General features: G+C 71.8%; 17 protein-coding genes. 5 read left to right on the forward strand and 12 right to left on the reverse strand.

The window, feature by feature from the left end:
• Positions 1-8 precede the first annotated feature (8 nt).
• Positions 9-902, forward strand: a complete 894-nt coding sequence (locus HP445_RS10870) for a hypothetical protein (RefSeq protein ID WP_128780052.1) — start codon at positions 9-11, stop codon at positions 900-902.
• 16 nt (positions 903-918) lie between these two features.
• On the opposite strand, the gene HP445_RS10875 is transcribed toward HP445_RS10870, so the two are convergent.
• From HP445_RS10875 to HP445_RS10895, 5 genes are all read right to left on the reverse strand, one after another.
• A complete protein-coding gene (locus tag HP445_RS10875) occupies positions 919-2235 on the reverse strand; it encodes an LLM class flavin-dependent oxidoreductase (RefSeq protein WP_128780051.1) in 1317 nt (438 codons plus the stop codon).
• Positions 2236-3621 (reverse strand): O-acetylhomoserine aminocarboxypropyltransferase/cysteine synthase family protein, encoded by a 1386-nt coding sequence (locus HP445_RS10880; protein ID WP_128780050.1) that lies wholly within the window; start codon positions 3619-3621, stop codon positions 2236-2238.
• A gap of 88 nt (positions 3622-3709) precedes the next feature.
• Positions 3710-4423 carry a M50 family metallopeptidase gene (locus HP445_RS10885; protein ID WP_164941126.1) on the reverse strand — a complete coding sequence of 238 codons (714 nt, stop codon included), beginning with the start codon at positions 4421-4423 and terminating at the stop codon, positions 3710-3712.
• Positions 4424-4586: 163 nt separating this feature from the next.
• Positions 4587-6401, reverse strand: coding sequence for a glutamine--fructose-6-phosphate transaminase (isomerizing) (gene glmS / locus HP445_RS10890; RefSeq protein WP_128780048.1), 1815 nt, complete (start codon positions 6399-6401; stop codon positions 4587-4589).
• A gap of 402 nt (positions 6402-6803) precedes the next feature.
• The gene (locus HP445_RS10895; RefSeq protein WP_128780047.1) at positions 6804-9503 is read right to left on the reverse strand and encodes a helix-turn-helix transcriptional regulator; all 2700 of its coding nucleotides are present in this window, start codon (positions 9501-9503) and stop codon (positions 6804-6806) included.
• 536 nt (positions 9504-10039) lie between these two features.
• On the opposite strand from HP445_RS10895, the gene HP445_RS10900 reads away from it, so the two are divergent.
• Positions 10040-11599 (forward strand): MFS transporter, encoded by a 1560-nt coding sequence (locus tag HP445_RS10900; RefSeq protein WP_128780046.1) that lies wholly within the window; start codon positions 10040-10042, stop codon positions 11597-11599.
• An 18-nt stretch (positions 11600-11617) separates the two neighbouring features.
• Here the strand turns inward: HP445_RS10900 and HP445_RS10905 are convergent, their stop codons facing one another.
• From HP445_RS10905 to aroA, 4 genes are all read right to left on the reverse strand, one after another.
• On the reverse strand, positions 11618-12406 hold the full coding sequence (locus HP445_RS10905) for an inositol monophosphatase family protein (protein ID WP_128780045.1): 789 nt from the start codon (positions 12404-12406) through the stop codon (positions 11618-11620).
• 19 nt (positions 12407-12425) lie between these two features.
• Positions 12426-13598 carry an ABC-2 transporter permease gene (locus tag HP445_RS10910; RefSeq protein ID WP_128780044.1) on the reverse strand — a complete coding sequence of 391 codons (1173 nt, stop codon included), beginning with the start codon at positions 13596-13598 and terminating at the stop codon, positions 12426-12428.
• A gap of 407 nt (positions 13599-14005) precedes the next feature.
• Positions 14006-15052, reverse strand: coding sequence for a ribosome small subunit-dependent GTPase A (gene rsgA, locus HP445_RS10915; protein WP_128780043.1), 1047 nt, complete (start codon positions 15050-15052; stop codon positions 14006-14008).
• 3 nt (positions 15053-15055) lie between these two features.
• The gene (aroA, locus tag HP445_RS10920; RefSeq protein ID WP_128780042.1) at positions 15056-16441 is read right to left on the reverse strand and encodes a 3-phosphoshikimate 1-carboxyvinyltransferase; all 1386 of its coding nucleotides are present in this window, start codon (positions 16439-16441) and stop codon (positions 15056-15058) included.
• 81 nt (positions 16442-16522) lie between these two features.
• Here aroA and HP445_RS10925 point away from each other — a divergent pair, with 81 nt between their 5' ends.
• Both HP445_RS10925 and HP445_RS10930 read left to right on the forward strand, forming a co-directional pair.
• The gene (locus tag HP445_RS10925; RefSeq protein ID WP_111024012.1) at positions 16523-17374 is read left to right on the forward strand and encodes a sigma-70 family RNA polymerase sigma factor; all 852 of its coding nucleotides are present in this window, start codon (positions 16523-16525) and stop codon (positions 17372-17374) included.
• On the forward strand, positions 17371-17613 hold the full coding sequence (locus HP445_RS10930) for a zf-HC2 domain-containing protein (protein ID WP_027465838.1): 243 nt from the start codon (positions 17371-17373) through the stop codon (positions 17611-17613). Before HP445_RS10925 ends, HP445_RS10930 begins: the two co-directional genes overlap by 4 nt.
• A 35-nt stretch (positions 17614-17648) precedes the next feature.
• Here HP445_RS10930 and HP445_RS10935 read toward each other — a convergent pair whose 3' ends face one another.
• Positions 17649-19100: a LamG-like jellyroll fold domain-containing protein gene (locus tag HP445_RS10935; protein WP_128780041.1), complete on the reverse strand. Its 1452-nt coding sequence runs from the start codon at positions 19098-19100 to the stop codon at positions 17649-17651.
• 74 nt (positions 19101-19174) lie between these two features.
• Positions 19175-19756, reverse strand: coding sequence for a hypothetical protein (locus HP445_RS10940; protein ID WP_128780040.1), 582 nt, complete (start codon positions 19754-19756; stop codon positions 19175-19177).
• A gap of 114 nt (positions 19757-19870) precedes the next feature.
• Between HP445_RS10940 and HP445_RS10945 the strand changes: the two genes are divergently transcribed.
• Positions 19871-20311 (forward strand): GNAT family N-acetyltransferase, encoded by a 441-nt coding sequence (locus tag HP445_RS10945; protein WP_027465835.1) that lies wholly within the window; start codon positions 19871-19873, stop codon positions 20309-20311.
• A 76-nt stretch (positions 20312-20387) separates the two neighbouring features.
• Here the strand turns inward: HP445_RS10945 and HP445_RS10950 are convergent, their stop codons facing one another.
• Positions 20388-24170, reverse strand: a complete 3783-nt coding sequence (locus HP445_RS10950; RefSeq protein ID WP_175330810.1) for a multifunctional oxoglutarate decarboxylase/oxoglutarate dehydrogenase thiamine pyrophosphate-binding subunit/dihydrolipoyllysine-residue succinyltransferase subunit — start codon at positions 24168-24170, stop codon at positions 20388-20390.
• Between the last annotated feature and the right edge of the window lie 96 nt (positions 24171-24266).

Consider the following 24266-nt stretch of genomic DNA (forward strand, 5'->3'; position numbering starts at 1 on the left):
GTCAGCACGTGGTGCAGGAGATCGCGATCCGTGTCCGTCTGCGGGAGCAGGAACGAGTGGTGCTCAGCGAGTACGAGCGGATCGTGGGCTCCGTCGCCACGGTCACCGCTCTCGCCGCATGGCTGCCGAACCCCGACACCCGTCTGGTCGTTCGCGGCCGCGGCGCGGAGCCGGTTCGCCTCGAGACCGTCACCTACGGCTCGGTGGTCGAGATGCTCGTCGTGCTCGACCAGCGCTCCGCCGCGGTCGAGCGTGCCGCCGCAGCCATCGCCGCGCTCATCGAGTCGGTCCGCCACGAGCACGTCGCCGACGACGTCTCCGGGGTCGCCGGGGAACTCGATCGGCTCGACCGCGCTGCCCCGCGCGGACGCTCCGCCGTGGAACGCGCCCTGCGCACGTTCCTCGAGGGGGCACGGTCCGACGTCCTCGAGCGCAAGACGACCACCCGGGTCCGGACCGCGCAGGCGTTGCTCCGGCTCGCCGAAGCAGACGCCGTCCTGACGGTCGAGCGGGTTGCCGACGCCTTGGCACCGGTGCTCGAGGAGCACGCGGTCGACGTCGAGCTGGACACCGGGTCGGCCGTGGTCGTCGAGCCGATCGACGGGGTGGAGTCTCCGGAGACCGAGGCTGCTGACGCTGACGCTGACGCTTCGCAGGCGGAGCCGGAGGCCGTGTCGGCCGTCCTGCCGCTGCCGACGGGTGCGAGCAAGGCCAAGTCGAAGAAGGACGACGACAAGAAGAAGTCGAAGAAGGACGACGACAAGAAGAAGTCGAAGAAGGACGACGACAAGAAGAAGTCCAAGAAGGACGACGGGAAGAAGAAGTCGAAGAAGGACGACGACGGCAAGAAGAAGTCGAAGAAGGACGACGACGCGAAGAAGAAGTCCAAGAAGAAGAAGTAGCTCGCAGCCGCTCCCGCTAGAAGTCGAACAGGTTCGCCCGGATCCCTCCGGCGCCGTACTCCCGTCGCAGGAGCCCACGGCGCCGGAGCACCGGCACCAGGTCGCCGAACATCCGGTGGATCTGCGCCGGGTGCAGGTCGCCCGAGAAGATGATCCCGTCGTTGTCGGCGTCGCTGCCGAGCTCCTCGATGAAGTCCGCGAACTCGTCCGCCGTCCCGACGAACCCGGACCGCGATCCGGACCCCGGCGCGATCCGCCCCTGCCGCGCCTTGCGGGTGAGCAGCTCCCGCAGCGGTGCGTCCGGGGTGTCCCCGAGCAGCCCGCGGATCGTGCCGGCCGAGACGTGCTCACCGAAGGTCCCGTCGGGCACCGGGGCGTCCAGGTCGAGCGCGAGCAGGTCGGTCTCGGAGTCGCTCGACCACGCGATGGCCGCCGCACGCAGGGCTTCGTCGGTGGGGTGCTCGGACGCCGCGACGATACGGTCGGCCTCCTCCGGTGAGGACACGATCACAGGCTTGAGCACGAACAGGATCCGCAGGTCCGCGGTGGACCGCCCTGCGGCCTCGGCTGCCGCGATCACCCGGGCGCGGTACTCCGTGACCGCGGCGGCGGACAGCGGTGCGAGTGCGAGCTGCACGTCCGAGTGGGTCCCGGCGAACGCGAGCCCTCGACCCGAACCACCGGGGGAGACGACCACGGGGTCCGACGCCAGCGGCAGGGCGTTGAGCGGACCGTCGGCGGTGAAGTGGGCGCCCTCGTGGTGGAACGCGTCGAGCGCGTCGCCGTCCGCGAAGTGCCACGAGTCCGGTGCGCCGACGTACGCGTCGCCCCACGAGTGCCAGAGCCGGCGGAGCAGCGTGATCCACTCCTCGGCGCGGTCGTACGCCTGGTCGTGCGGCAGCGGCGGCAGGCCGGCGTGGCGTGCACTGCCGACGTCGGTGACGACGTTGATGCCCAGACGGTCCGAGGACAGGTGCGCCAGGGTCGCGAACTGCCGTGCCGCCAGGTACGGCGGGGTGATCCCCGCGTTGACGGTCGGAGCGATGCCGATGTGCGAGGTGGCGGCGAACAGGTACGGGGCGAGCAGCAGCGGGTCGTGCTTCGGGCCGCCGTACGCCTGCCAAATGCGCAGGTCGAGGGTGGCGGGGGAGCCGAGCGAGACGGCGTCCTCGGCGATGACCAGGTCCATGCCGGCCTGCTCGAGCGTCCGGACGGACTCCTGGTACAGGTCCGGCTTCGTCCAGTCGTGGCCCCAGTCCCAGTCGGACCGTCCCCACGCCTGCGGGCCGAAGCCGCGTGAGAAGAAGTACCCGAAGTGCTGCAGCTCGGCCATTCAGCGCTCCTGCCGGTCGAGGGCCGGCCCACCGGCGGCCGTGCGCTGCGCGTCGGACGCTCCACGTGCCTCCAGGCCGGCGGCGGCGTCTGCGGATCGCACCGCGACGAGCCCGCGTTCCAGGTCGCGGAGCAGGTCCGCGACGTCCTCGATGCCGACCGACAGCCGGATCAGGCCGTCGTCGATGCCCTGCTCGGCTCGCTCCTCCGGCGTGCGGCCGGCGTGCGTGGTGGTCGCCGGGTGCAGGATCAGCGAGCGGACGTCGCCCAGGTGGGTCATCCGGCTGAACAGCTGCACGGCGTCGATGAACGCCCGCGCGGCGGCTTCGCCACCGGCGAGCGTGAAGGCGAAGACGGACCCGGCCCCGCGGGGCAGGTAGCGCTGGGCGAGGTCGTGGAACGGACTGGAGGCCAGGCCCGCGTGGTCGACGCTCGTCACCTCCGGCTGCTGGTCCAGCCAGGACGCGACGGCCAGCGCGTTCGCGCAGTGGCGTTCCACCCGCAGCGACAGCGTCTCGATGCCCTGGCGGAGCAGGAACGCGTTGAACGGCGACGGTGCCGGGCCGATGCGTGCGGCGACGACGTCGCGGGCGAACACGGCGAAGGCCCGGTTGCCGTACCGCTCGGCGTAGCTCTCGCCGCCGAGGGACCGTTCGGGGCTGGTCAGGTGGGTCCAGCGCTCGGGGGCGGCGGACCAGTCGAACCGGCCACCGTCGACGACCACACCGCCGAGTCCGGCACCGTGGCCGGACAGGAACTTCGACGCCGAGTGCACGACGATGTCCGCGCCGTGCTCGACCGGGCGCACCAGGTACGGCGTGGCGAGGGTGTTGTCGACGATCAGCGGGACGCCGGCGCGGTGCGCGGTCTCGGCGACGCCGGTGATGTCGAGGACGTCGTTCTTCGGGTTCGGGATCGTCTCGGCGAAGAACGCCTTCGTGTTCGGTCGGACCGCGGCGGCCCAGGCGTCGAGGTCACGGGCGTCGGCGACGAAGTCGACCTCGATGCCGAGCCGACCGAGGTTCTGCAGCAGCAGCCCGCGCGTGCCCTCGTAGATGCTCCGGGCGCTGACGACGTGGTCGCCGGCCTGCAGCAGGCCGAGGAACGCCACGGTCGCCGCCGCCTGACCGCTGCCGACCAGGATCGCCTGCACACCGCGTTCGAGCAGCGCCACGCGACGCTCGACGTCGGCGTTCGTGGGGTTGCCGAGGCGCGTGTAGGTGTAGCCGTCGTCGGTGTCGGCGAAGCGGTCACGGGCCTGGTCGAAGTCGTCGAACAGGAACCCGGAGGACATGTGGATCGCGGGGACCCGGGCGCCGTGCCCGGCGTCGGGCACGAAGCCGCCGTGTACCTGTTCGGTCGCGAAGCCGTGGTCGTCGGTCGCCATGGGACACCTCCGGGGGTCGTCTGGCGGTAGCCTCGCAGCCACTCGGCGCGGACAGGCGATTGCGGCCCCCGGTTACGCGCGCGCAGCCTCAGACGAGCGCGCGGACCCCGGTGACGACGGTGTCCCAGACCTGGAGCAGCGGCTCGCGCGCCAGCCACACCGCGACGGCGTTCACGGCGACGAACAGCACGAACCACAGGGACGCCGGCACCCGCATCTCGGCCGCGGCGATGTGGAAGTCGGTCTGCACCCGGGCGCCGGTGACCAGCCAGCGGCCGACCTGCACCACCGAGCGCAGGCCGTCGACGACGAAGAAGGCCCCGACGGCGGCGACCACCAGGACGGTTGCCTCGGACGGGCGGACGGCCACCCACAGGGCGAGCGCGTCGAAGCCGAGCACGACGAGCAGGCCGAACCAGTTCCGGACGAACGCCAGCGCGACGAGCCCGATGACCGCGAGCACCACCACGGGCAGCCAGCGGGAGCCGTGCAGCACCCCGGTCACCAGGAGCACGCCCGCCCACAGGGGTGCGCTGTAGCCGGCGTACAGGTTCAGGATCCGGACGAGCCACCGCATGCTGCCGGGCACCCGGCCGAGCTGGACCCAGGCCTCGCCGGACCCGTCCGGGTGCAGCTCGATCCGCTGGATCCGCCCGCCGAACGGCACGACGACGATCGCGTGCCCGACCTCGTGCGCGATGGTCGCGGCGATGCGGGCCACGCGGCCGACGAACGGCACGAACGGCAGGACGGCGCCGACGAGGAGCGCGACGAAGACGAGGGGCGGGGCTGCGGTGGTCAAGTGACCAGCATCGCAGCCCCGCCCAGGAAGACCCTGCGGGATCGGCGTCAGGGGAGCCCGGGCGTCGTCAGCACCACCGTGACCAGGACCACGGTGCCGGCGATCGCCAGGGCGGTGAGGACGGCGAGGAAGACCGTCAGACGGTTCACGCGTCGGCGCCCGGCTATTCGACCGTCACCGACTTCGCCAGGTTCCGGGGTTTGTCGACGTCGCACCCGAGCTGCAGGGCCAGTTCACGAGCCAGCATCTGCAGCGGCACGACGGCCTCGAGCGGACCCCACGGCGCGGTCATCGCACCCCAGGCCAGGTCACCGGTGCCACGGCGGCCGAGGGCGGGGATGTCCGCGGACTCGCCGCCGATCGTGATGACGAAGCCACCGCGTGCCCGGACCTCGGCGATCGCCGACTGGATCTTCGGCTCACCGTGGTCGATGACGACCACCGGGGTGCCGTCGTCCACCAGCGCGAGCGGCCCGTGCTTGAGTTCGCCGGCGGGGTACGCCTCGGCCCAGCGGTAGCTGAGCTCCTTGAGCTTCAGGGCGCCCTCGGCGGCGTACGGCAGTCCGGCGCCGCGGCCGAGGAACAGGAAGCCGGTCGCCTCCTTGACGCTCGACACCAGCAGCGGCATCCGCTCGGCGGACACCCGCGCGGCGTGCTCGATCCGTGCCGGCAGGTCGAGCAGTTCGTCGACGAGCACCTGCGCGCGCGACGGTTCGATGCGGCCGGAGGCCACCATCGCCGAGATCATCGCCGCGACGCCGACGACGACCTGCGCCGTGAACGTCTTCGTGGCGGCGACCCCGATCTCCGGGCCGGCGTGGCAGTCGAGCACCGCGTCGGCCCGTCGGGCGAGCGAGGAGTGCATGTTGTTCGTCAGCGCGAGCACCGGGTGGCGGTCCTCGAACCGGTCCAGGGCGCGGAGCACGTCAGCCGTCTCACCGGACTGGCTGATCGCGACGACCAGGGTGCCCGGACCGAGCACTGCCTGGTCGGCCTCGCTCGCGACGACGATGTCGGTCGGCACACCACCGATCCCGCGCAGTGCGGTCGCGATCACCTGGCCGGCGTTCAGCGACGTGCCGCAGGCGACGACCGCCAGCCGGTGGAAGCCGGCCAGGCCGAGGCCCACCCACATGCTGCCGTCGGCGGTGCGGCGGGTCACCCGGTCCAGGATCGTCGCGACGACGTCGGCCTGCTCGTCGATCTCCTTCGCCATGTGGTCGGTGTGGTCGCCGAGGTCGAGCGCGGCGGCGGCGAACGGGGACGGCGTGGGGAACGGCACGGGCACCGTGATGCCGTCGGACGACCAGGTCCAGGCCTCGCCGAGCTCGACGACGTCGCCGTCGCGCAGCGCCACGAACGTCTCGCACCACTCGGCGATCGCACCGATGTCGCTCGCCACGAAGTCACCGCGGCTGGAGCGGGCGACGACGAGCGGCGAACGGTCCGCCGCCACGACCATGCGGCCGTCCCGGGCGTCCAGGACCACAACCGCCCACGAGCCCTCGAGCTGCGCCGTCGCGATCTGCACCGCGAGCATCAGGTCCGGGTCGACCGCCAGCGCCCGCTCGACCAGGTGCGCGATGACCTCGGAGTCGACGTCGGACCGGAAGCGGTGGCCCTGTGCCTCGAGCGTCTGCCGCAGCCGGTCCGCGTTCTCGATGATGCCGTTGTGCACGATCGAGATCCGGCCGGTGCAGTCGGCGTGCGGGTGTGCGTTCGCCTCGCGCACGGCACCGTGCGTGGCCCAGCGGGTGTGACCGATGCCGACGCCGGTGAGCGCGTCACCGGAGCGTGCCGCGACGAGCGTGCGCAGGTCGCCGATGCGGGAGACCGAGCGGATAGTCTCGGTGCGGCCGACGGCCGTCCGGACGGCGATGCCGGCGGAGTCGTACCCGCGGTACTCGAGTCGTTCGAGTCCGTCGAGCAGGTAGGGGGTCGCGTCGTCAGACACGCGGGCCGCGATGATGCCGCACATCGGCTGTCCCTTCGGGGGAACGAGGGTGGGTGGAACGGGGCGGTGGAACTGGTGCGGCACCGACCGCCGTCGGGTCTGCCGCGCGTCCAGGGCCTCCCGGCCCGGGAACCGACGCCCGTCCTCGGATCAGGCGAGGACGGACGTCGGTGTCGTTGGGCCGAGGGGTTCGGGTACCGGACGGGGTACCGCGGGCTGGCCCCCGGGGGAGGGGCACGGCGGTCGGTGCAGGAGAAGCCTCACCCGCCGCGGACCACACGGCAACACCCGTCGGACGCTCTTGCGGTTCCCCGCGTGCGGGGGCACACCGCGCTGCGGTCGCGTGCGGACTCCCGCAACCGCGCGCAGACAGGAGGCCCGGTACCAGCTGGTACCGGGCCTCCCCTCCGTCCTGTGGTGCGTCTCCTACGTGAGGAGCGCGACCAGGTGCGATCGCGACCGCGCGCCGACCTTGCGGTAGATCTGCGTGAGCCGCAGCTCCACCGTGCGCTGCGACATGAACAGCGACGAGGCGATCTCGCGGTTGCGGTAGCCCTCGGTGACCTTCTGCACCACCGCACGCTCCTCGGCGGTCAGCGACGTGAGCACCGCTGACGCGTCGGGAGCGCTGCGCGGCGTCCCGGGGAACGCCGGCGAGAGCACCGGTGCGGACCGGATCGACGACGAGCCCGTGCCGAACTGCGGCATCGCCGCAGCCGGCGCCGGCGTCACCAGCGGTCGACGCAGGCCGGCCGCCTCGTACGCCGCCGCGGCCGCCGCGCCGAGACGCGGCCGTTCCGCCGGGTTGCCGACCGCGGCCAGCGCCGCGAACGTGCGAGCTCGCTCGTACTGCGAGTCGTGCGGCTGGAACAGCTCCAGCGCACGGCGACGGGCCGGCTCGCGGGTGGTGTCGTCGGCGACGAGCGCGAGGCTCCGCGCCAGGACCAGGGCACCCCAGCGCCCGGGCCGGGCGTGGTGGTCCGCCGCCAGGCGGGCCGTGATCGTCCGGGCGTCGTCGATCCGTCCGAGTCGCACGTACGCCTCGACCAGGTCGCCGAGGTGCCGGAGCACCGCGGGGTTCCGGAGCGACCGACCGATGGCGTCGGCTGCCTCGAGCGCGGTGGCTGCCTCGTCGAGGCGGCCGTCGAGCAGCAGGACCTTGCCGCGGAGTGCGTGCAGCTTCGCCGTCGCACCCCAGAGCCGACTCGTCGAACGGTGCGCGAGGCACCGGTCCACGACGTCGAGCGCCTCGGCGGAACGGCCCTCGGCGAAGTGCCGCCACGCGACGGCGATCGCCCGGGAGGGCTCACGCAACCGCTCGGCGACGGACGAACCGGACTCCCACACGTCGATCGCGCGGAGCGCCTGCCGGAAGTTGCCGGAGCGCACCTCGTTCTCGGACGTCAGGTAGCGGGCCGCCTCGGTCCACACCGCCGCGGTCTCCTGCCCCCGGGCGAGCACGAGTGCGAACACGCGTCGCGCGCTCCGGTAGCGCTCGCTGATGCTGAGCGCGTGGGCGAGGAGCAGCAGGGCCGGGTCCGACATCGCCACGAGCTCCGACGTCGCGAGCCCGTCGTGCAGCTCGGTGTCCGGCGGCAGCATGCCGTCCACGGCGGCGATGAGCTCCCGCGCGGTCGTCGCGATCTCGAGGGTGTGCGCGGACGCCGACCCCTCGAGCGGTTCGATCCGGTGCAGCAGGTCCTTCGCCTGGTCGAGCTCCCACGCCTCGGCACGGAAGCACGCCACCATGGCCATCAGCCCGGCGACGGCGTCCACCTCGGCCGGGTCGGTCGCGTCGACGGGGACGAGCAGCTCGTCCGCGTGCACGGCGTCACCGCTGAGGTACTCGGCCGAGTACTGCAGGCGGAGCCGGCGGACCTCGTTCGGCGTCGTCCGGAACGGACGGAGCGCCGCGAGGTACCGCGCGGCGAAGCCGAGCAGGCGCTTGCCGAGCATGGCCTCCGCGACCCCGAGGAGCGCGACGTGCTCGTCCTCGGTCCCGCCACCGATGTGCAGGGCACGCTCGGTCAGCGCGATCGCGGCGTGCACGTTGCCGTCCACGACGTACGACCGTGCGGCCTGGAGCAGTGCGACCACGTCGGGGACGTCGTCGACGAAGCTCCGGTGCCACGCGGCCGACCGCGGGTCGGTCTCCGCGCTCGCCGTCGCCAGTTCGGCGTGTGCCGCACGACGGTCACGGGCGGGCATCCGCCAGTAGAGCGCGGAACGCACGAGCGGGTGCCGGACGGTGACGCTCTGCCCGCGGACGGTCGCGAGACCGGCCCCGACCAGGTCGTCCAGCTCGTCGCGGTCCCACGCCGTGGTCTTCGCGACGGGCACCAGGGCGAGCTTCGCGAGGACGTCCAGATCGCGTCCCGCGGCGGGCCCGAGTGCGAGTGCCGCGATGGCCTCGGTCGTCGGAGTGGGTCGGAGCGGGAGCACGATCGGCTCCGCGCCGGTGAGCTGCTCCCGGGTGAGCACCGCGAGCTGTTCGCGGAGCGCGCCGGGGTTGCCACCGGTCTCCTCGGCGAGGACGGCGAGGACGCCGTCGTTCGCCTCTGCCGGTGCCATGGCCCGGGCGAGGACCAGGGCCTCGTCCGACGGCAGCGGTTCGATGCGCAGGATCGGCAGGGCCGCGAGCGGACCGTCCGAGGGCACCGAGCGGACCGTCGCCACGACGCGCAGGGCGGTGCCCGCGAGTCGTCCGGCGAGGAACGCGATGAGTTCCTGGCTCTCCGCGTCCATCCGGTCGAGGTCGTCGATGAGGACGAGCGTCGGCGGGAGGGTGAGGGCGTGCACGGCGTCGAGGAAGTCGTGCGCCGCCGCCAGCCCGGCCGTCACGGCGGCCGCGGTCCCGCCGGCCTGCAGCAGGTGGGCGATGTGCGCGGTCGCTCGGGGGTCGTCGAGCGCGGTGAACAGGGAGGTCACCCCGGCCAGTGGCCAGCGGGATTCACTCCCGTTGACACCGACCCGGACGACGGGGAGGGAAACGCGGTTCGAGACCGCGTCGAGGACGCTGCTGCGTCCGGAACCAGGGTCGCCGACCACGACCATCGCGGACTCCCGTGGGAGCACTGCGAGGGTCGCGATCCGGTCGACCTCGAGACGTCGACCGGTGAGTGCCATGACTCACCGGCCTCCGGGTCCGGAGGCGGATGCTGCGAGGAGGGCGTCGGCGAACACGGGGGTCGCTGCGACGGGGCGCACTGAGGCGGACCGGACTGCCGCACGGCGGGTGACCGTGGCGGAGTGCGGACGAGCGGCGGCGACTGAGCGCGCGCCGGAACTGTCGTGGATTGGATGCGGTCGACGAGTGTGGGTGCACTCGGTTCCGCTCGGGAACGATGATGTCATCGTCTGTATCACCCCTCGGGTTAGGGTCTTCGGACGAACACGACCGGTCTGTTCCGCCGTCCGGATCTAGGGAATCCGAGAGCGTCACGTGACCTGCCGTCTGGAGCACGATAACTCAGGTACCGGCCCGCCGAGCGGACTCGCGTCGACGGATGTCCAGAACCGTGCCCCCAGTACGGGGGGCCACGAGGGGGGACCGCTCCCGCTCACCGCCGGGCTTCGACGCGTGCCGGTCGGGACCGTCGGAGTCGACCGGGGTACAGCTCTGTCCGGACCTCGTTCGTCGTCGCAGGTGTAGCCAGGACGGGATGTCCAACGCCGAACCGACCGATGCCCGCCTCGATGACCGCACCCGGTGGCGGGCCTTCGCCGTGTGCGTGGCGGTGGCGGCCCTGACGATCCTCGACCTGTCCAAGGTGAACGTCGGGCTGCCCTCGATCGAGCAGTCCCTCGGGGCCACCAGTTCGTCGCTCCAGCTCATCGTGGCGGGGTACGCGCTGGCGTTCGGTCTCGCCCTCGTGCCCGCTGGTCGGCTCGGGGACCTGAAGAGCCGGCGCGTCATGTTCATCGTGGGGCTCAGCGCGTTCACCGGATCGAGCCTGCTGTGCGCCGTCGCACCGAACATCGAGGTCCTGATCGTCACGCGGATCTTGCAGGGCTTCGCCGCCGGGATCCAGATGCCCCAGGTCATCGGACTCGTGCAGCAGCTGTTCCGCGGGCCGGAGCGGGGCCGCGCGTTCGGGCTCTTCGGGGCGATGATCGGCATCTCCACCGCCCTCGGGCCGACCATCGGCGGTGGCCTCATCGCGATCGGCGGCGAGGAGTCCGGCTGGCGGCTGCTGTTCTGGATGAACGTGCCCCTCGGGATCGCCGCACTGCTCTTCGCCGTCCGCCTGCTGCCGAAGGGCGCCCAGGGGAAGGCGCAGGACCGTGAACTGGACGTCGTCGGCATCCTGCTGCTCGGCGCCGCGATCATCACCCTGATGCTGCCGTTCGTCCTGACCAGCGGTGGTGGAGGTTCCGCGACCCGCTGGTTCTGGCTCGTCGGCTTCGCGGTGTTCCTCGTGCTGTTCGTGCTCTGGGAGCAGCGGTTCAAGCGGCAGGGCAAGTCGCCCGTGGTGCACTTCGAGCTGTTCCGGCTGTCGTCGTACCGCAACGGGCTGTCGATCGTCGCCGTCTACTTCGCGGCGCTGCCGGCGTCGTTCCTCATGGTGACGCTGTACCTGCAGGAGGGCCTCGGGCTCTCGCCGCTGTTCGCCGGCATGGTCAGCATCCCCTTCGCCGCGACGAGTGCTGTGGGCTCCTACATCGGCGGACGGATCGTCGACCGGGTCGGGCGGGCGCTGGTCGTCGCCGGGCTCGGGATGGTCGTCGTCGGTTTCCTGCTGCTCATGGTCGCCGCCGTCGCCACCCCGCCGGAGGTCACCCCGTGGGCGATGGCGGGCGCGTTCCTGGTCGGCGGACTCGGTGGCGGGTTCGTGGTGTCGCCGAACCAGACCCTGACCCTGGCCGAGATCCCCGTCGAGCAGTCCGGGGTGGCGGGGTCGATGCAACAGCTCGGGCAGCGTGTCGGCACCGCGATCGGCACCGCGGTCGCGACGAGCATCTTCTACGGGATCGTGCGGAGCGAGGCGGCGGGCTCGGGTTCCGGTGGGTCCGGCGCTCGTCTCGACGCGTACCACGACGCGTTCCGCAGCGGCACGACGTTCACGGTGTCGCTGATGGCGCTCGCACTGGTGCTGGCCGGTGCGGACCTGGTGGCGCGACGTCGGGCGGCGCGGCGGTCGGACGGGGACGCCGAGCACTCGGACGCGGCTGCGGGGTCCGCCGAGCGCACCGGGGCGTCCGGATCCGCCGAGCGGGGCTGACCGGCCCGCCGACCGTGCCTACGAGTCGCGGCGGATGACCTCGACGACGGCGTCGTGCACCAGGCCGTTCGAGGCGAGGGCGCTGCCGTGCCACGGCCCGGGATCGCCGTCGAGCGAGGTGAAGCGGCCACCGGCCTCTTCGACGATGGGGACGAGGGCTGCGATGTCCCAGGGCTTCAGGTCCGGTTCGCCGGCGACGTCGAGGACGCCCTCGGCCACCATCATGTACGACCACATGTCGCCGTAGGCCCGGGTCCGCCAGACCCGACGCGACAGGTCGACGAGCGGCTCGAGGCGGTCGTCGTCGTCCCACTGCTGGATGCTGTTGTAGCTCAGGCTCACGTCGGCGAGCTCGGACACCCCGGAGACCCGGAGCGGTCCGTCCAGCGAGAACGCGCCGGAGCCCTCGGCCGCCCACCAGCGCTTGCCGAGGGCGGGGGCGCTGACGACGCCGAGCACCGGGCGGCCGTCGACCGCGAGCGCGATGAGGGTCGCCCACACCGGCACGCCGCGCAGGTAGTTGGCGGTGCCGTCGATCGGGTCGACCACCCACTGGCGGTGTCCTTCGCTGACGGCCTCGGCCCCGGTGTCCGCCGTCGTCTCCTCGCCGAGGAACGCGTCGTCCGGTCGCTCGGCGGCGAGCCGCTCGCGCAGGGCTCGTTCGACGGCCTGGTCGGCGTCGGTGACGTGCGTGCTGTCGACCTTCTTCGTCACGTGCAGGTCGGCGGCACGGAAGCGCTCGAGGCTGATCGCGTCGGCGGTGTCGGCGAGGGAGCGGGCGAAGTCCAGGTCGGCGCTGAGGTCCACGTCGCCCAACCTACCGTCGCTACGCGGCGACGACCTCTTCTTCCTCGAGCCGGGTGACCTCGCGCTCGCGGGCGATGCGGGTGCGGCGGGCGACGAGCCCGTGCACGACGACGCAGAGCAGGAGCGCGGCGGCCAGCCAGAGGGCGAGCGCGAGCGACGACCGGCCGAGCGAGGCGTCCGGGAAGTACTGCAGGTCCTGCGCGGCCTGCAGCCACGCGGCACCGCTCCAGAAGGTGTGCAGGGCGGCGAAGAACCCGGGCTGGAACGCCGGCTGGAAGATCCCGCCGGACGACGTGAAGTTCAGCATCACGAACAGCATCGTGAGGATCGGGGTGGTCCACCGGCCGAGCACGGGGTGCAGCCCGACGCCGAGCGCGACGATGATCGCGTCGTAGAGCCAGGCGAACAGGAACACCTGCCAGTGGTGGGTGGTGATGACGCCGTAGATCGGTCCGGCGACGATCACACCGATGCCGGCGACGACCCCCGCGGTGGCGAGCCCGATGACCGCGGTCCACACGGCGCGGAGCTTCGTCGCGACCGAGGCCACGGCGATCGCGGACGCGTACCCGCCGACGCTCAGGGCCACGAGCAGGAAGAACAGCCCTTGGCCGGTGGTGTCCTGGTCGCCCGTGGGCACGACGTCGACGACCCGGAACGGCACGTGCTGGTCGTAGGCGATCGGCAGGAACACCTTCTGCGCGGCGCTCGCGGTGGTCTCCGACGCGGCGGTCGAGACGTAGAGCGTGGCACCCGTCGCCGTCGGCGCGTACACGGCGGCGAGGTCGCGGTCGCGCACCTGCTGCTCGGCCGCCTTGGTCGAGGCGACGACGTGGGCCACGAGGGCGCCGTCGGACTGGTCGGTCACGGTCTGGGCGAACACCTGGGTGGCCGCGCCCTGGCCGACGATGCCGACGGGCAGTTCCTGCGGGGCCGGGGCATGGAAGGCGCCGAGGTAGGCCAGGCCCATGCCGGCGGCCAGGAAGAGCGGCACGAGGATGTGCGAGGCGAACGTCAGCAGCACGCGACCGAGGCCGGCGGGGCGCAGGACACTGTCGGACCGCTGTGGCTTCGGGGCTCGAGGGGACTTGTGGGTGGGGGAGTGGTGCGCGTGCGACGTCGTCGTCGTGCTCGGGGACGGGGCGTCGACAGCGGGGGTCGGCGCAAAGTTGTACTTTGCAACTTCAGACACGACCGCAACTGTACAACCCCGATGCGTGCTTGTCGACGCCAGGCTGGTGCCGAGGCGCCGTCCGGTGCGAGCTTGCCCACTCCGTGCGAGGCCCGCGAACCCGCACGGAGTGCACAACCTCGCACCATTCGTGCGCCCCTCGCACGGTGCGAGGTCTGCACGGTGCGAGGTCTGCACGGTGCGAGGGGGCATGGTGCGAGCAGGCGCCGGAGTAGTCACGACCCACCGCGCGCCGGCGCTCGAGTGGTCACGAACTGTCGGTTGCCGCCTGGCCATTCGACAGTTCGTGACCCCTCGACGCACACACCGCGGGGTGTCGTGACCAGCCGCCGCCGCCGACCAGCCGCAGCCGCCGACAAGCCACCAGCCGCCGACCACCGGCCGCCACCCCGGCACCGCCCGCCGGGCTACTCGGAACCGGGGTCGGACGCGCCCATCCCGGTCAGCAGCGCCCGGAACGAGTCGAGCCGCTCGACGCCGGTCGGCCCGAGCTCCCCGTCCTGCACCCGGTCGACGATCTCCCAGTCGTGCGCCTGCGCCAGCGGGATGCCGTCCCGCGCGGGCCGCACCGGCACGGCGTGCGACGCGAACGCCCGGAAGACGTTCGCGGGGTCGACGTGCCCCAGGCCGAACGACCGCACACCCGGCGTGTCGATGATCCACCCGCCGTCGCGGACCTGCAGCGCGATCGACGACGACGACGTGTGCCGCCCGCGACCCGTCACGGAGTTCACGACGCCGATCGCGCGCGTCGACCCGGTCAGGGCGTTCACCAGGGTCGACTTGCCCACGCCGGAGTGCCCGACGGTCACGGTCACCTTTTCGTCCAGGAGCTCGTGCAGCGCCTCGAACGGGACGTCGTCCGATCGGCTCGTCACGATCCGCAGATCCAGGCACGCGAAGTGCGCCAGGAACGCAGCCGGGTCGGCGAGGTCGGTCTTCGTGATGCAGAGGATCGGGTCGAGGCCGGCGTCGAACGCGGCCACCAGGTACCGGTCGATCAAGCGGGTGCGCGGCTCGGGGTCGGCGGCGGCCACCACGATGAGCATCTGGTCGGCGTTCGCCACGATGACGCGCTCGACCTCGTCGGAGTCGTCGGCACTCCGTCGCAGCAGTGTGGTGCGCTCGGCGACCTTCACGATGCGTGCCAGCGAGCCCGGGTCGCCGGAGACGTCCCCGACGAGCGACACGTGGTCGCCCGTGACGACGGACTTCTTGCCGAGCTCGCGGGCCTTGGTCGCGGTGATGACGTGGTCGTCGATCAGCACGCCGAACCGCCCGCGGTCGACGTTCGTCACCCACCCGACGGGGGCGTCGTCGTACGTCGGCCGGGTCTTCGTGCGCGGTCGGTTGCCCTTCGGGTTCGGACGCACCCGGACGCTCGACTCGTCGTACTGCCCGTACGGCTCGTCCGCGTCGGAGTCGTCACCGTCGACGTCGTCCCACCAGCTCATGCGTCAGTCCCCACTCACCGGTGCAGCGGTCACCGAGGACGCCACGAGCGCGGCCCACAGCTCCGGGAACTGCGGCAGCGTCTTCGCGGTCGACCCGATGTCGTCGACGGCGACGCCGTCGACGACGAGGCCCACGATCGCCCCCGCGGTCGCCATCCGGTGGTCGTCGTACGCGCCCCAGGCGCTGCCGTGGAGCGGCGCCGGCTCGATCCGCAGGCCGTCGTCGAGTTCGTGCACCGCGCCTCCAGACCGGTTGAGGTCCGCCGCCAGCGCGGCCAGGCGGTCCGTCTCGTGCCCCCGCAGGTGACCGATCCCGGTGATCTCGCTCGGGCCGTCCGCCAGCGCGGCCAGCGCGACGAGCGCCGGGGCGAGTTCGCCGCCGCGGCTCAGGTCGAGTTCGAGACCCGGCAAGGAGGCCCCACCCCGGATCCCGACGCCGCCGTCGACGACCAGGTCGTCACCGTCACGGGCCACGCTCGCCCCCCACAGGGGCAGGAGCGTCTCGAGGTCGGCGCCGACCTGCGTCGTCTCGGTCGGCCAGGTGCGGATGCGGACCGTGCCGCCGGCGACGAGCGCGGCGACCGCGAACGGCGCGGCGTTCGACAGGTCGGGCTCGATCGTGACGTCACGCGCGCCGATCGGGCCGGGGTGCACGACCCACTCGCCGACCGACGGCTCGTCGACCCGGACGCCGCGGGCACGGAGCGCCGCGACGGTCATCTCGATGTGCGGCATGCTCGGCAGGCGTTCGCCGACGTGGGTGAGGTGCAGGCCCTCGTCGAAGCGGGGCGCCGACAGCAGCAGGCCGGAGACGAACTGCGAGGACGCCGAGGCGTCGATGGTCAGGGCGCCACCGCGGACCGAGCCGGTGCCGGTGAACGAGAACGGCATCGAACCGCCGCCGTCGTCCGTGACGTCGACACCGAGGTCCACGAGTCCCTGCACGATGGCGTGCATCGGTCGCTTGCGGGCGTAGGGGTCGCCGTCGACCGTGACGGGACCGACGGCCAGGGCGGCGAGCGGCGGCAGGAAGCGCATCACGGTGCCGGCCAGCCCGCAGTCCAGGCGGACGTCGCCGTGCATCGGGGCGGGCGTGATCCGGAGGTCCGGGCCGTAGGGGGTCGGGGCGGTGCCGGCCGCCGGCTCGAGCTCCTCGATGCCGACGCCGAGCGCACGGAGGCCCGCGATCATCAGCGCCGAGTCACGGGAGTGCAGCGGGAGCCGGATCGTCGAGGGGCCGTCCGCGAGGGCCGCGAGCACGAGCTCCCGGTTCGTCAGCGACTTCGACCCGGGCAGCGCGACGTCGCCGCGCAGCGGACCCCCTGCGACCGGGGCGATCCAGGGGTCGGCGGGCTGGGCCCCGCTGTGGGAATGCGTCGTGTCTGCCATCGGTTCACCAGGGTACTGAACGCACCGGGAGGATCAGTGGCGACAGCAACACTCGCACGAGAGCGGACCAGCACGGCGACCGTGCTGACCGCGGTGCCGACGACGCTCGGCACGCTCGGCCTAGACTTGGCGGCGATGACGACCGACGAACCGCAGGCAGCTCCGCACCACCTGGTCGACGAGACCGAGGTGCAGCTCGATGCCGTCGAAGAGGAGCACGAAGCCCTCGACGACGCCGCAGACGAGCCGGTGGACGCGAAGACCGTCTCCGAGGCGGAGCTGCGGTCCCTCTTCGAGGACCAGGCCCTGCCCTTCATGGACCAGCTCTACGGTGCGGCCATGCGGATGACCCGCAACCCGGCCGACGCGTCGGACCTGGTGCAGGAGACCTTCGTCAAGGCCTTCGCCGCGTTCCGCCAGTTCAAGCAGGGCACGAACCTGAAGGCCTGGCTGTACCGGATCCTGACGAACACGTTCATCAACACGTACCGCAAGAACCAGCGGAACCCGTACCAGGGCACCATCGACGAGCTCGAGGACTGGCAGCTCGGTGGCGCCGAGAGCGTCACCCAGTCGATCTCCGCCCGGTCCGCCGAGGCCGACGCGATCGACCACCTGCCGTCCTCCGCCGTGAAGGACGCGCTGCAGGCCATCCCGGAGGACTTCCGGATGGCCGTGTACTTCGCCGATGTCGAAGGCTTCTCGTACCAGGAGATCGCCGACATCATGAAGACCCCCGTGGGGACGGTCATGAGCCGCCTCCACCGTGGCCGCCGGCTCCTCCGTGGGCTCCTGGCGGACCACGCCCGTGAGACCGGCATCGTCCCGGACGCAGCGTCGACGGCGACGATGCGTGGACGGGGACGAGGCGCGGCACAGACGACGAAGGCAACCGCGGCCACGGGTCGCACCGGACGGAAGGACGCACGATGAGCGGCTGCGACTGCTCGAAGGCGAAGGCCGAGCTCGAGGAGTTCCTGCACGACGAGCTCCGCCACGAGGACGCCGCGGACATCCGCGAGCACATGGACGGCTGCGAGGACTGCCAGACCGAGCACCGCGTCGGCGTCGTGCTCATGGAGACCGTGCGCCGTGCCTGCAAGGAGACCGCTCCCGACCAGCTGCGCAGCGAGATCCTGGCGCGCATCCGGGTGGAGCAGGCGACGCACTGACGCCGCGCCCGTCCGGGGCGAGCGGGTCTGCGGGATCACCTCCCTCGGGCGTGGTGCTCGCGGACGGCTGCGGGTGTCAGCACGGTCGGGTGGACCCGTACGGTGTCGATCGACCCGACGAAGGTGTCGACGGTCGGTGTGTTCGGCCAGGTGGGGTCGATGAGCCCGTGGCCGGCTCGCCAGAACCCGTTGTACGACGCTGCGGATGCGACGTCCGTCCGTGCAGCGACCAGGGCACCGTCCAGCCACAGCTCGAGCTGACCCGTGCGGAACTGTCCGACGGCGTGGTGCCACGACGAGTCGTCGACCCTGGCGGTGCTCTGCACGACCTTCGCGACCGTGCCGTCCCAGACCCCGAACACCAGGCGTCCGTCCGGTCCGGTGTAGAAGTTCCGGTCGTAGGCGCTCGTGGCGCCCGTCGCCCGCTGGGCGAAGCCGATGATCCGGCCCTGTCGGTCGGTCCGGAACCACAGTTCGAGCGCGAAGACCTGCGGCCCCGCTCCCGCGGCCTTCGTGTGGACCACCCCGTCGGCACCGGAGCCCGACCCGAAGCTGATGAACGGGTTCTGGTCACACGAGCCGTCGACCCGGGTGACGCCGGCGCCGAGCGTCCCGTCCCGCCCGAGGCCCGACGTGTCCAGCACGGTGGGGCCGTTCTTCTCGGCGAAGTCCCACGCGAGTGACGTGCCGGGTGCGGGCTGGTGGAAGCACCCGAAGCGGCCGGTGCCGAGCGCCGAGGCGGTCCCGGTCGAGCCGCTGAACCCGGCGCCGGCGCCGGCGCCGGCACCGGCACCGGCGCCTGCTCCGGCGAGCAGAGTGAGGGTGATGGCCGCCGCCGTGAACACCGCGACCGGCGCCGTGGTCGCCGTCGGGGCGGCGACGGTCGCCGTCCGGGGCTCCGCGACGACGGGCGAGTGGAGGTCGCGGCGCGGCGTGCCGCAGGTGTGGCACGGGCGACCGGCGATGATGTCCCGATCGGCCCGCCCGGCGACGACGAGCACGGCGGCGACGACCCCGGCCAGCAGCAGGGACGTCCAGTCGCCCCCGCGGATCCAGACCCCCGGCAGTCCGATCCACGGGAACCGCAGCACCCCGACACCGAGGACCGCCGCGGGTTCGACGGCGGTGCGGTCGGCCGTCGGGTTCGCGTCCCCGCGCAGGCGCAGGCCCCCGTCCGGTTCGATGCGCTCGAGCCGGTGCAGACGGAGACGATCCCGGTGGTCGGGGTCCTCGACGAGCAGCACCCGTCCGGCCTCGAGGTCGTCCGTGTCGACGGGCATCGCGGCGACGACGTCCCCGGTCCGGATGCCGGGGGCCATCGAGTCGGAGACGACCGTCGTGACGTGCCACCCGAGCGCCGCGGGGAGCGACGCCCACAGTGCGAGCAGCAGCACCGACCAGAGGACCGTCCGCGCCGAGACCGTGAGGAGCAGCCGGGGCAGGTCGCCGACGCATCGGACGTGACGGCGGGTGGCGACGTTCGGCATCGGCTGCTCCTCGGATCGGGCGGGACGGGCGGGACGGATGGTTCGGGTGGGGCGGATCAGGGTGGGGACGGGGATCAGTCCGTCTGCGCTTCCCACACGAACGTGGTGCCGGCCTCGGACGACTGCACGGTGTTCGGGGCGCCCTCGCTCAGGTCGTAGCTGACTCGGTAGGTCGTGCTCGCCGTACCCGTCGCCGGCTTCCACGCGTCGACGCCGGTGCCGAAGGACTCGGACTCCATGAGGCCGGCGAGCGTCCCGTCGTGCACGGTCGTCGTCGTGGTGAACGTGCTGCAGTCGTCGGGGGTGCCGAGGCTGCCGCGCTCGACCGTCAGTCCGACGTGCTCGGCGAGTGCGTCGTCGTCGGCCGCGTCGGCGGTGAAGAGTTTCACGGTCGAGGCGTTGGTCGTGTTCGCCGTCACGGTGATGCAGTTCGAGCCGGCGGAGCCGGGTACCAGGTCGTCGACGTCGAACAGCGCGACGCCCTGGTCGTCGTCGGTGAGGGAGACGGCGCCGGTGCGCCAGCTGTTCGCGGCGTTGTCGGTGCTGCTCGAGAAGGCGGCGTACGAGGCGGTTGCGATGAGGGCACCGCTCGCGACGACGGCGAGCGGGAAGGCGATCCAGGCGGCGGTGCGGCCGTGGCGGGAGGTGATGTGCATGGCTGTCCTGTCGGTCGGTTCACCCGGCGGGTGATATGACAGCAGCGTATATGAATATCAGTTGTTATGGAACCCCGTCGCAACACGACCGACGGCCCGGGTAGGTTGGCCGACATGACCCTCTCCGTCGAGTCGACCACCACCTGGTCCGACACGGACGTCGCCGACGTCGCCGCCCTCGTCCGCCTGCTCGGTCACGACGTCGACGACGCGTCGATGCGCGCCCGCCTCGACCGGCTCACCCCCGAAGCCGGGCACCGCACGTGGGTGGTCCGCGGTGACGACGGCCGGGTCGTCGCGGTCGCCGGCGCCCAGGTCACGTGGGCGTACGCCAGCGACGAGCCGACGGCGCAGCTGCTGCTGCTGGTCGTCGACGACACGGCCAGGAGGCTCGGCACCGGTTCCGCGCTCATCGGCACGTTCGAAGCATGGGCGGTCGAGCAGGGCGCACGTCGCCTCAGCGCCGTCAGTGCGGCCGCGACGGACAGCGCGCACCGCTTCTACCAGAAGCGCGGGTACCACGACGCCGGGGTGCGGTACACGAAGATCGCGTAGCGCCGCCTTCCCCGCGAACGTCGAAGCGCCCCGTGCAGGAGTCCCTCGGACTCCCGCACGGGGCGCTTCCCCGTGACTAGGCCGACGCGCTCAGCGCCGTGTTGATGACGTCGGCGGCCTCGTGCGCGGAGCGCTTCGAGGAACCCGTGGCCGGTGCAGCACTCGCCGAGCGGGCCGCGACGGACAACGGCCGACCGCCCAGGTGCGGCGACAGGTTCATGCAGACGAACGGCCAGGCGCCCTGGTTCTCCGGCTCCTCCTGCGCCCACACGACGTCGGCGTCCGGGTAGCCCGCGAGGACCTCGAGGATGCGGTCGAGGGGGAGCGGGGCGAGCTGCTCGAGGCGGACGAGTGCGACGTCGGTGACGCCGCGCTTGTCGACCTCGGCACGCAGGTCGTGGTGCACCTTGCCGGAGTGCAGCACCACGCGACGCACGGCGCCCTTGTCGGTGATCCGTGCGTCGTCCAGCACGGGCTCGAACGTGCCCGTCGTGAAGTCCTCGACCGCGCTCGTCGCCTGGCGGAGCCGGAGCATCGCCTTCGGGGAGAACACGATGAGCGGCTTCTGCGGACGGGCCCAGGCCTGCCGGCGGAGCAGGTGGAAGTACGACGCCGGGGTCGACGGGCGCGCGACGATCATGTTGTCCTCGGCGCACAGCTGCAGGTAGCGCTCGATGCGTGCCGACGAGTGGTCCGGCCCCTGACCCTCGTACCCGTGCGGCAGCAGCAGGACGAGGCCGGAGCGCTGTCCCCACTTCTGCTCGGCGGAGGAGATGAACTCGTCGATGACGATCTGGGCACCGTTCGCGAAGTCGCCGAACTGCGCCTCCCAGAGCACGAGGGACTCGGGGCGCTCCACCGAGTAGCCGTACTCGAAGGCCATCGCCGCGTACTCGCTCAGCAGGGAGTCGTACACGTAGAACCGGGCCTGGTCCTCGGTGAGGTTCGACAGCGGCAGCCATTCCTGGCCGTTCACCCGGTCGTGGAACACCGACTGGCGCTGGACGAACGTGCCGCGGCGGGCGTCCTGTCCGGCGAGGCGGACGGGCTTGCCCTCGACCAGGATCGACCCGATCGCCATGAGCTCGGCCATCGCCCAGTCGATGCCGCCGTTGCGCGTCATCTCGGTGCGCTTGGTCAGCAGCTGCTGCAGCTTCGGGTGGATCGAGAACCCGGCGGGCGGGTTGCTGTGCGCGTCGCCGATCGCCCGGACGAGCTCCTCGGACACGGCGGTCTCGTGCACCTCGACCTCGGAGTCGTCGCGCTGTGCGGCCGGGCGTTCGAGCCCCTGCACCGCACCGTCGTCGTCGACCTCGATGACCGGGATGGTGCCGGTCTGTGCCTCGTGCGTCTCGGCGAAGGCGCGTTCCAGGCGGTCCTGGAAGTCGCGGTGCGCCTCGTCGTACTCCTCTTGCGTGATGTCACCACGGCCGACGAGGGCCTCGGTGTACAGCGTGCGGACGGAGCGCTTCGCCTCGATGAGGTTGTACATCAGCGGCTGCGTCATCGAGGGGTCGTCGCCCTCGTTGTGCCCACGACGGCGGTAGCAGATCAGGTCGATCACGACGTCGCGGTGGAACTCCTCGCGGTACGCGAAGGCGAGTTCGGCGACCCGGGCGACGGCCTCGGGGTCGTCACCGTTCACGTGGAAGATCGGTGCCTGGATCGTCTTCGCGACGTCGGTGGAGTACACCGAGCTGCGCGCCGACTCGGGCGGGGTGGTGAACCCGACCTGGTTGTTGATGACGAGGTGGACCGTGCCGCCGGTGCGGTAGCCGCGGAGCTGCGACATCTGCAGCGTCTCGACGACCACGCCCTGGCCGGCCATCGCCGCGTCGCCGTGCACGAGCACGGGGAGCACACCGAAGCTGCCGGGGGCCTCGCGGTCCTGCTTGGCGCGGACGATCCCCTCGAGCACGCCGTCGACGGCTTCGAGGTGGGACGGGTTCGCGGCGATCGTCACCGGGATGCTCGAGCCGTCGGACGTGCGGAACACGCCCTCGGTGCCGACGTGGTACTTCACGTCGCCGGAGCCCTGACCGGACACCGTGCCCGGCAGCGAGGACCCCTCGAACTCACGGAAGATCTGCCCGTAGGTCTTGCCGGCGATGTTCGTCAGCACGTTCAGGCGGCCGCGGTGGGCCATGCCGATCGCGACCTCGGCCAGCCCGGCTCCGGCGGAGTGCTGGATCAGGGTGTCGAGGAAGGCGATGGTGGACTCGCCGCCCTCGAGCGAGAAGCGCTTCTGGCCGACGTACTTGGTCTGCAGGAAGGTCTCGAACGCCTCGGCCTCGTTGAGCTTGCCGAGGACGCGGAGCTGCTCTTCCTTCGAGGGCTTCGAGTACGGCACCTCGATGCGCTCCTGCACCCAGCGACGCTGTTCCGGGTCCTGGATGTGCATGTACTCGATGCCGACCGTGCGGCAGTAGGCATCGCGCAGGATCCCCAGGACGTCGCGGAGCGGTGCCGAGGTGGTGCCGGCGAGGCCGCCGGTGACGAACTCGCGGTCGAGGTCCCAGAAGGTCAGCCCGTGGCTCTCGATCTCGAGGTCGGGGTGCGTGCGCTGGCGGTACTCGAGCGGGTCGATGTCGGCCATCAGGTGCCCACGGACGCGGTAGCTGTTGATGAGCTCCTGCACGCGCGCGGTCTTGTTCACCCGGTGCGCCAGGTCGACGTTGATGTCGTTCGCCCACTGGATCGGCTTGTAGGGGATCCGGAGCGCGGCGAAGATGCCGTCGTAGAAGCCGTGCTCGCCGATCAGGCGCTCGTGCACGTGCTTGAGGTACTCGCCCGAACCGGCGCCCTGGATGACACGGTGGTCGTAGGTGCTCGTCAGGGTGATGGTCTTGCCGATGCCGAGCTCGACCAGGGTCTTCGACGCCGAGCCCTGGAACTGCGCCGGGTACTCGAGGGCGCCGGCACCGATGATCGAACCCTGCCCCTTCGTCAGACGGGGGACCGAGTGCACGGTGCCGATGCCGCCCGGGTTGGTGAGCGAGATCGTCGTGCCCTGGAAGTCCGCCGGGGTGAGCTTGTTGTCGCGGGCACGCTTGACGAGATCCTCGTAGGCGGAGAGGAACTGGCCGAACGTCAGGGTCTCCGCGCGCTTGATGCTCGGCACCAGGAGCGAGCGGGTGCCGTCCTTCTTCGGGACGTCGATCGCGATGCCGAGGTTCACGTGCGCCGGGGCGACGACGAACGGCTTGCCGTCGCGCTCCTCGTAGAAGACGTTCTGGCTCGGGAAGTCCTTGAGCGCCTGCACCATCGCCCACCCGATCAGGTGCGTGAAGGAGATCTTGCCGCCGCGGGCGCGTCGCAGGTGGTTGTTGATGACGATCCGGTTGTCGATCATCAGCTTCGCCGGGATGGTCCGGACGCTCGTGGCGGTCGGGACCGTCAGCGAGGCGTCCATGTTCGACGCCAGCGTCTTCGCCATGCCCCGGAGCGGGGTCGCCACGTCCTCGTGGGTCTCCTCGTGGTCGTCGGCGGCGTCGTTCGCCTCGGCCGGGATCGGCTGCGGTGCCGGCTGGCGCGAGGTGGTCTTCGCCTGGATCGGGCCCGACTTCGCCTCGCCCGGGGTGTCCCCGGTGGCCGGCTGCTGCGTCGACGACTGCTGCTGGGCGGGTGCCTGCTGCGAAACCGGCGCCTGCTGCCCAGCCGGCACCTGCTGCGCGGGGGAGCCCGCCGGAGTCGGAGCGTCACCGACCTGCGTGCGGTGGTAGCTCTCGAGGACCGGCCACCAGGACTTGTCGACCGACTCCTTGTCCGCGACGAACTGCTCGTAGAGCTCGTCGACGAGCCACTCGTTCGCCCCGAATTCGCCCGCGGTCTCGTCCGTTCCGGTCAGATGGCTCGACACAGCCGATCGCCCACTCTCCGTCGATAGATGCTCGTGTGTGTCGTGCGGAGCAACCCTGCGCCGCACAGGTGCCAAGCCTAGCCGCTCCGACATGTC

This window comes from Curtobacterium flaccumfaciens (genome assembly GCF_013359815.1).
Lineage (GTDB): Bacteria > Actinomycetota > Actinomycetes > Actinomycetales > Microbacteriaceae > Curtobacterium > Curtobacterium flaccumfaciens.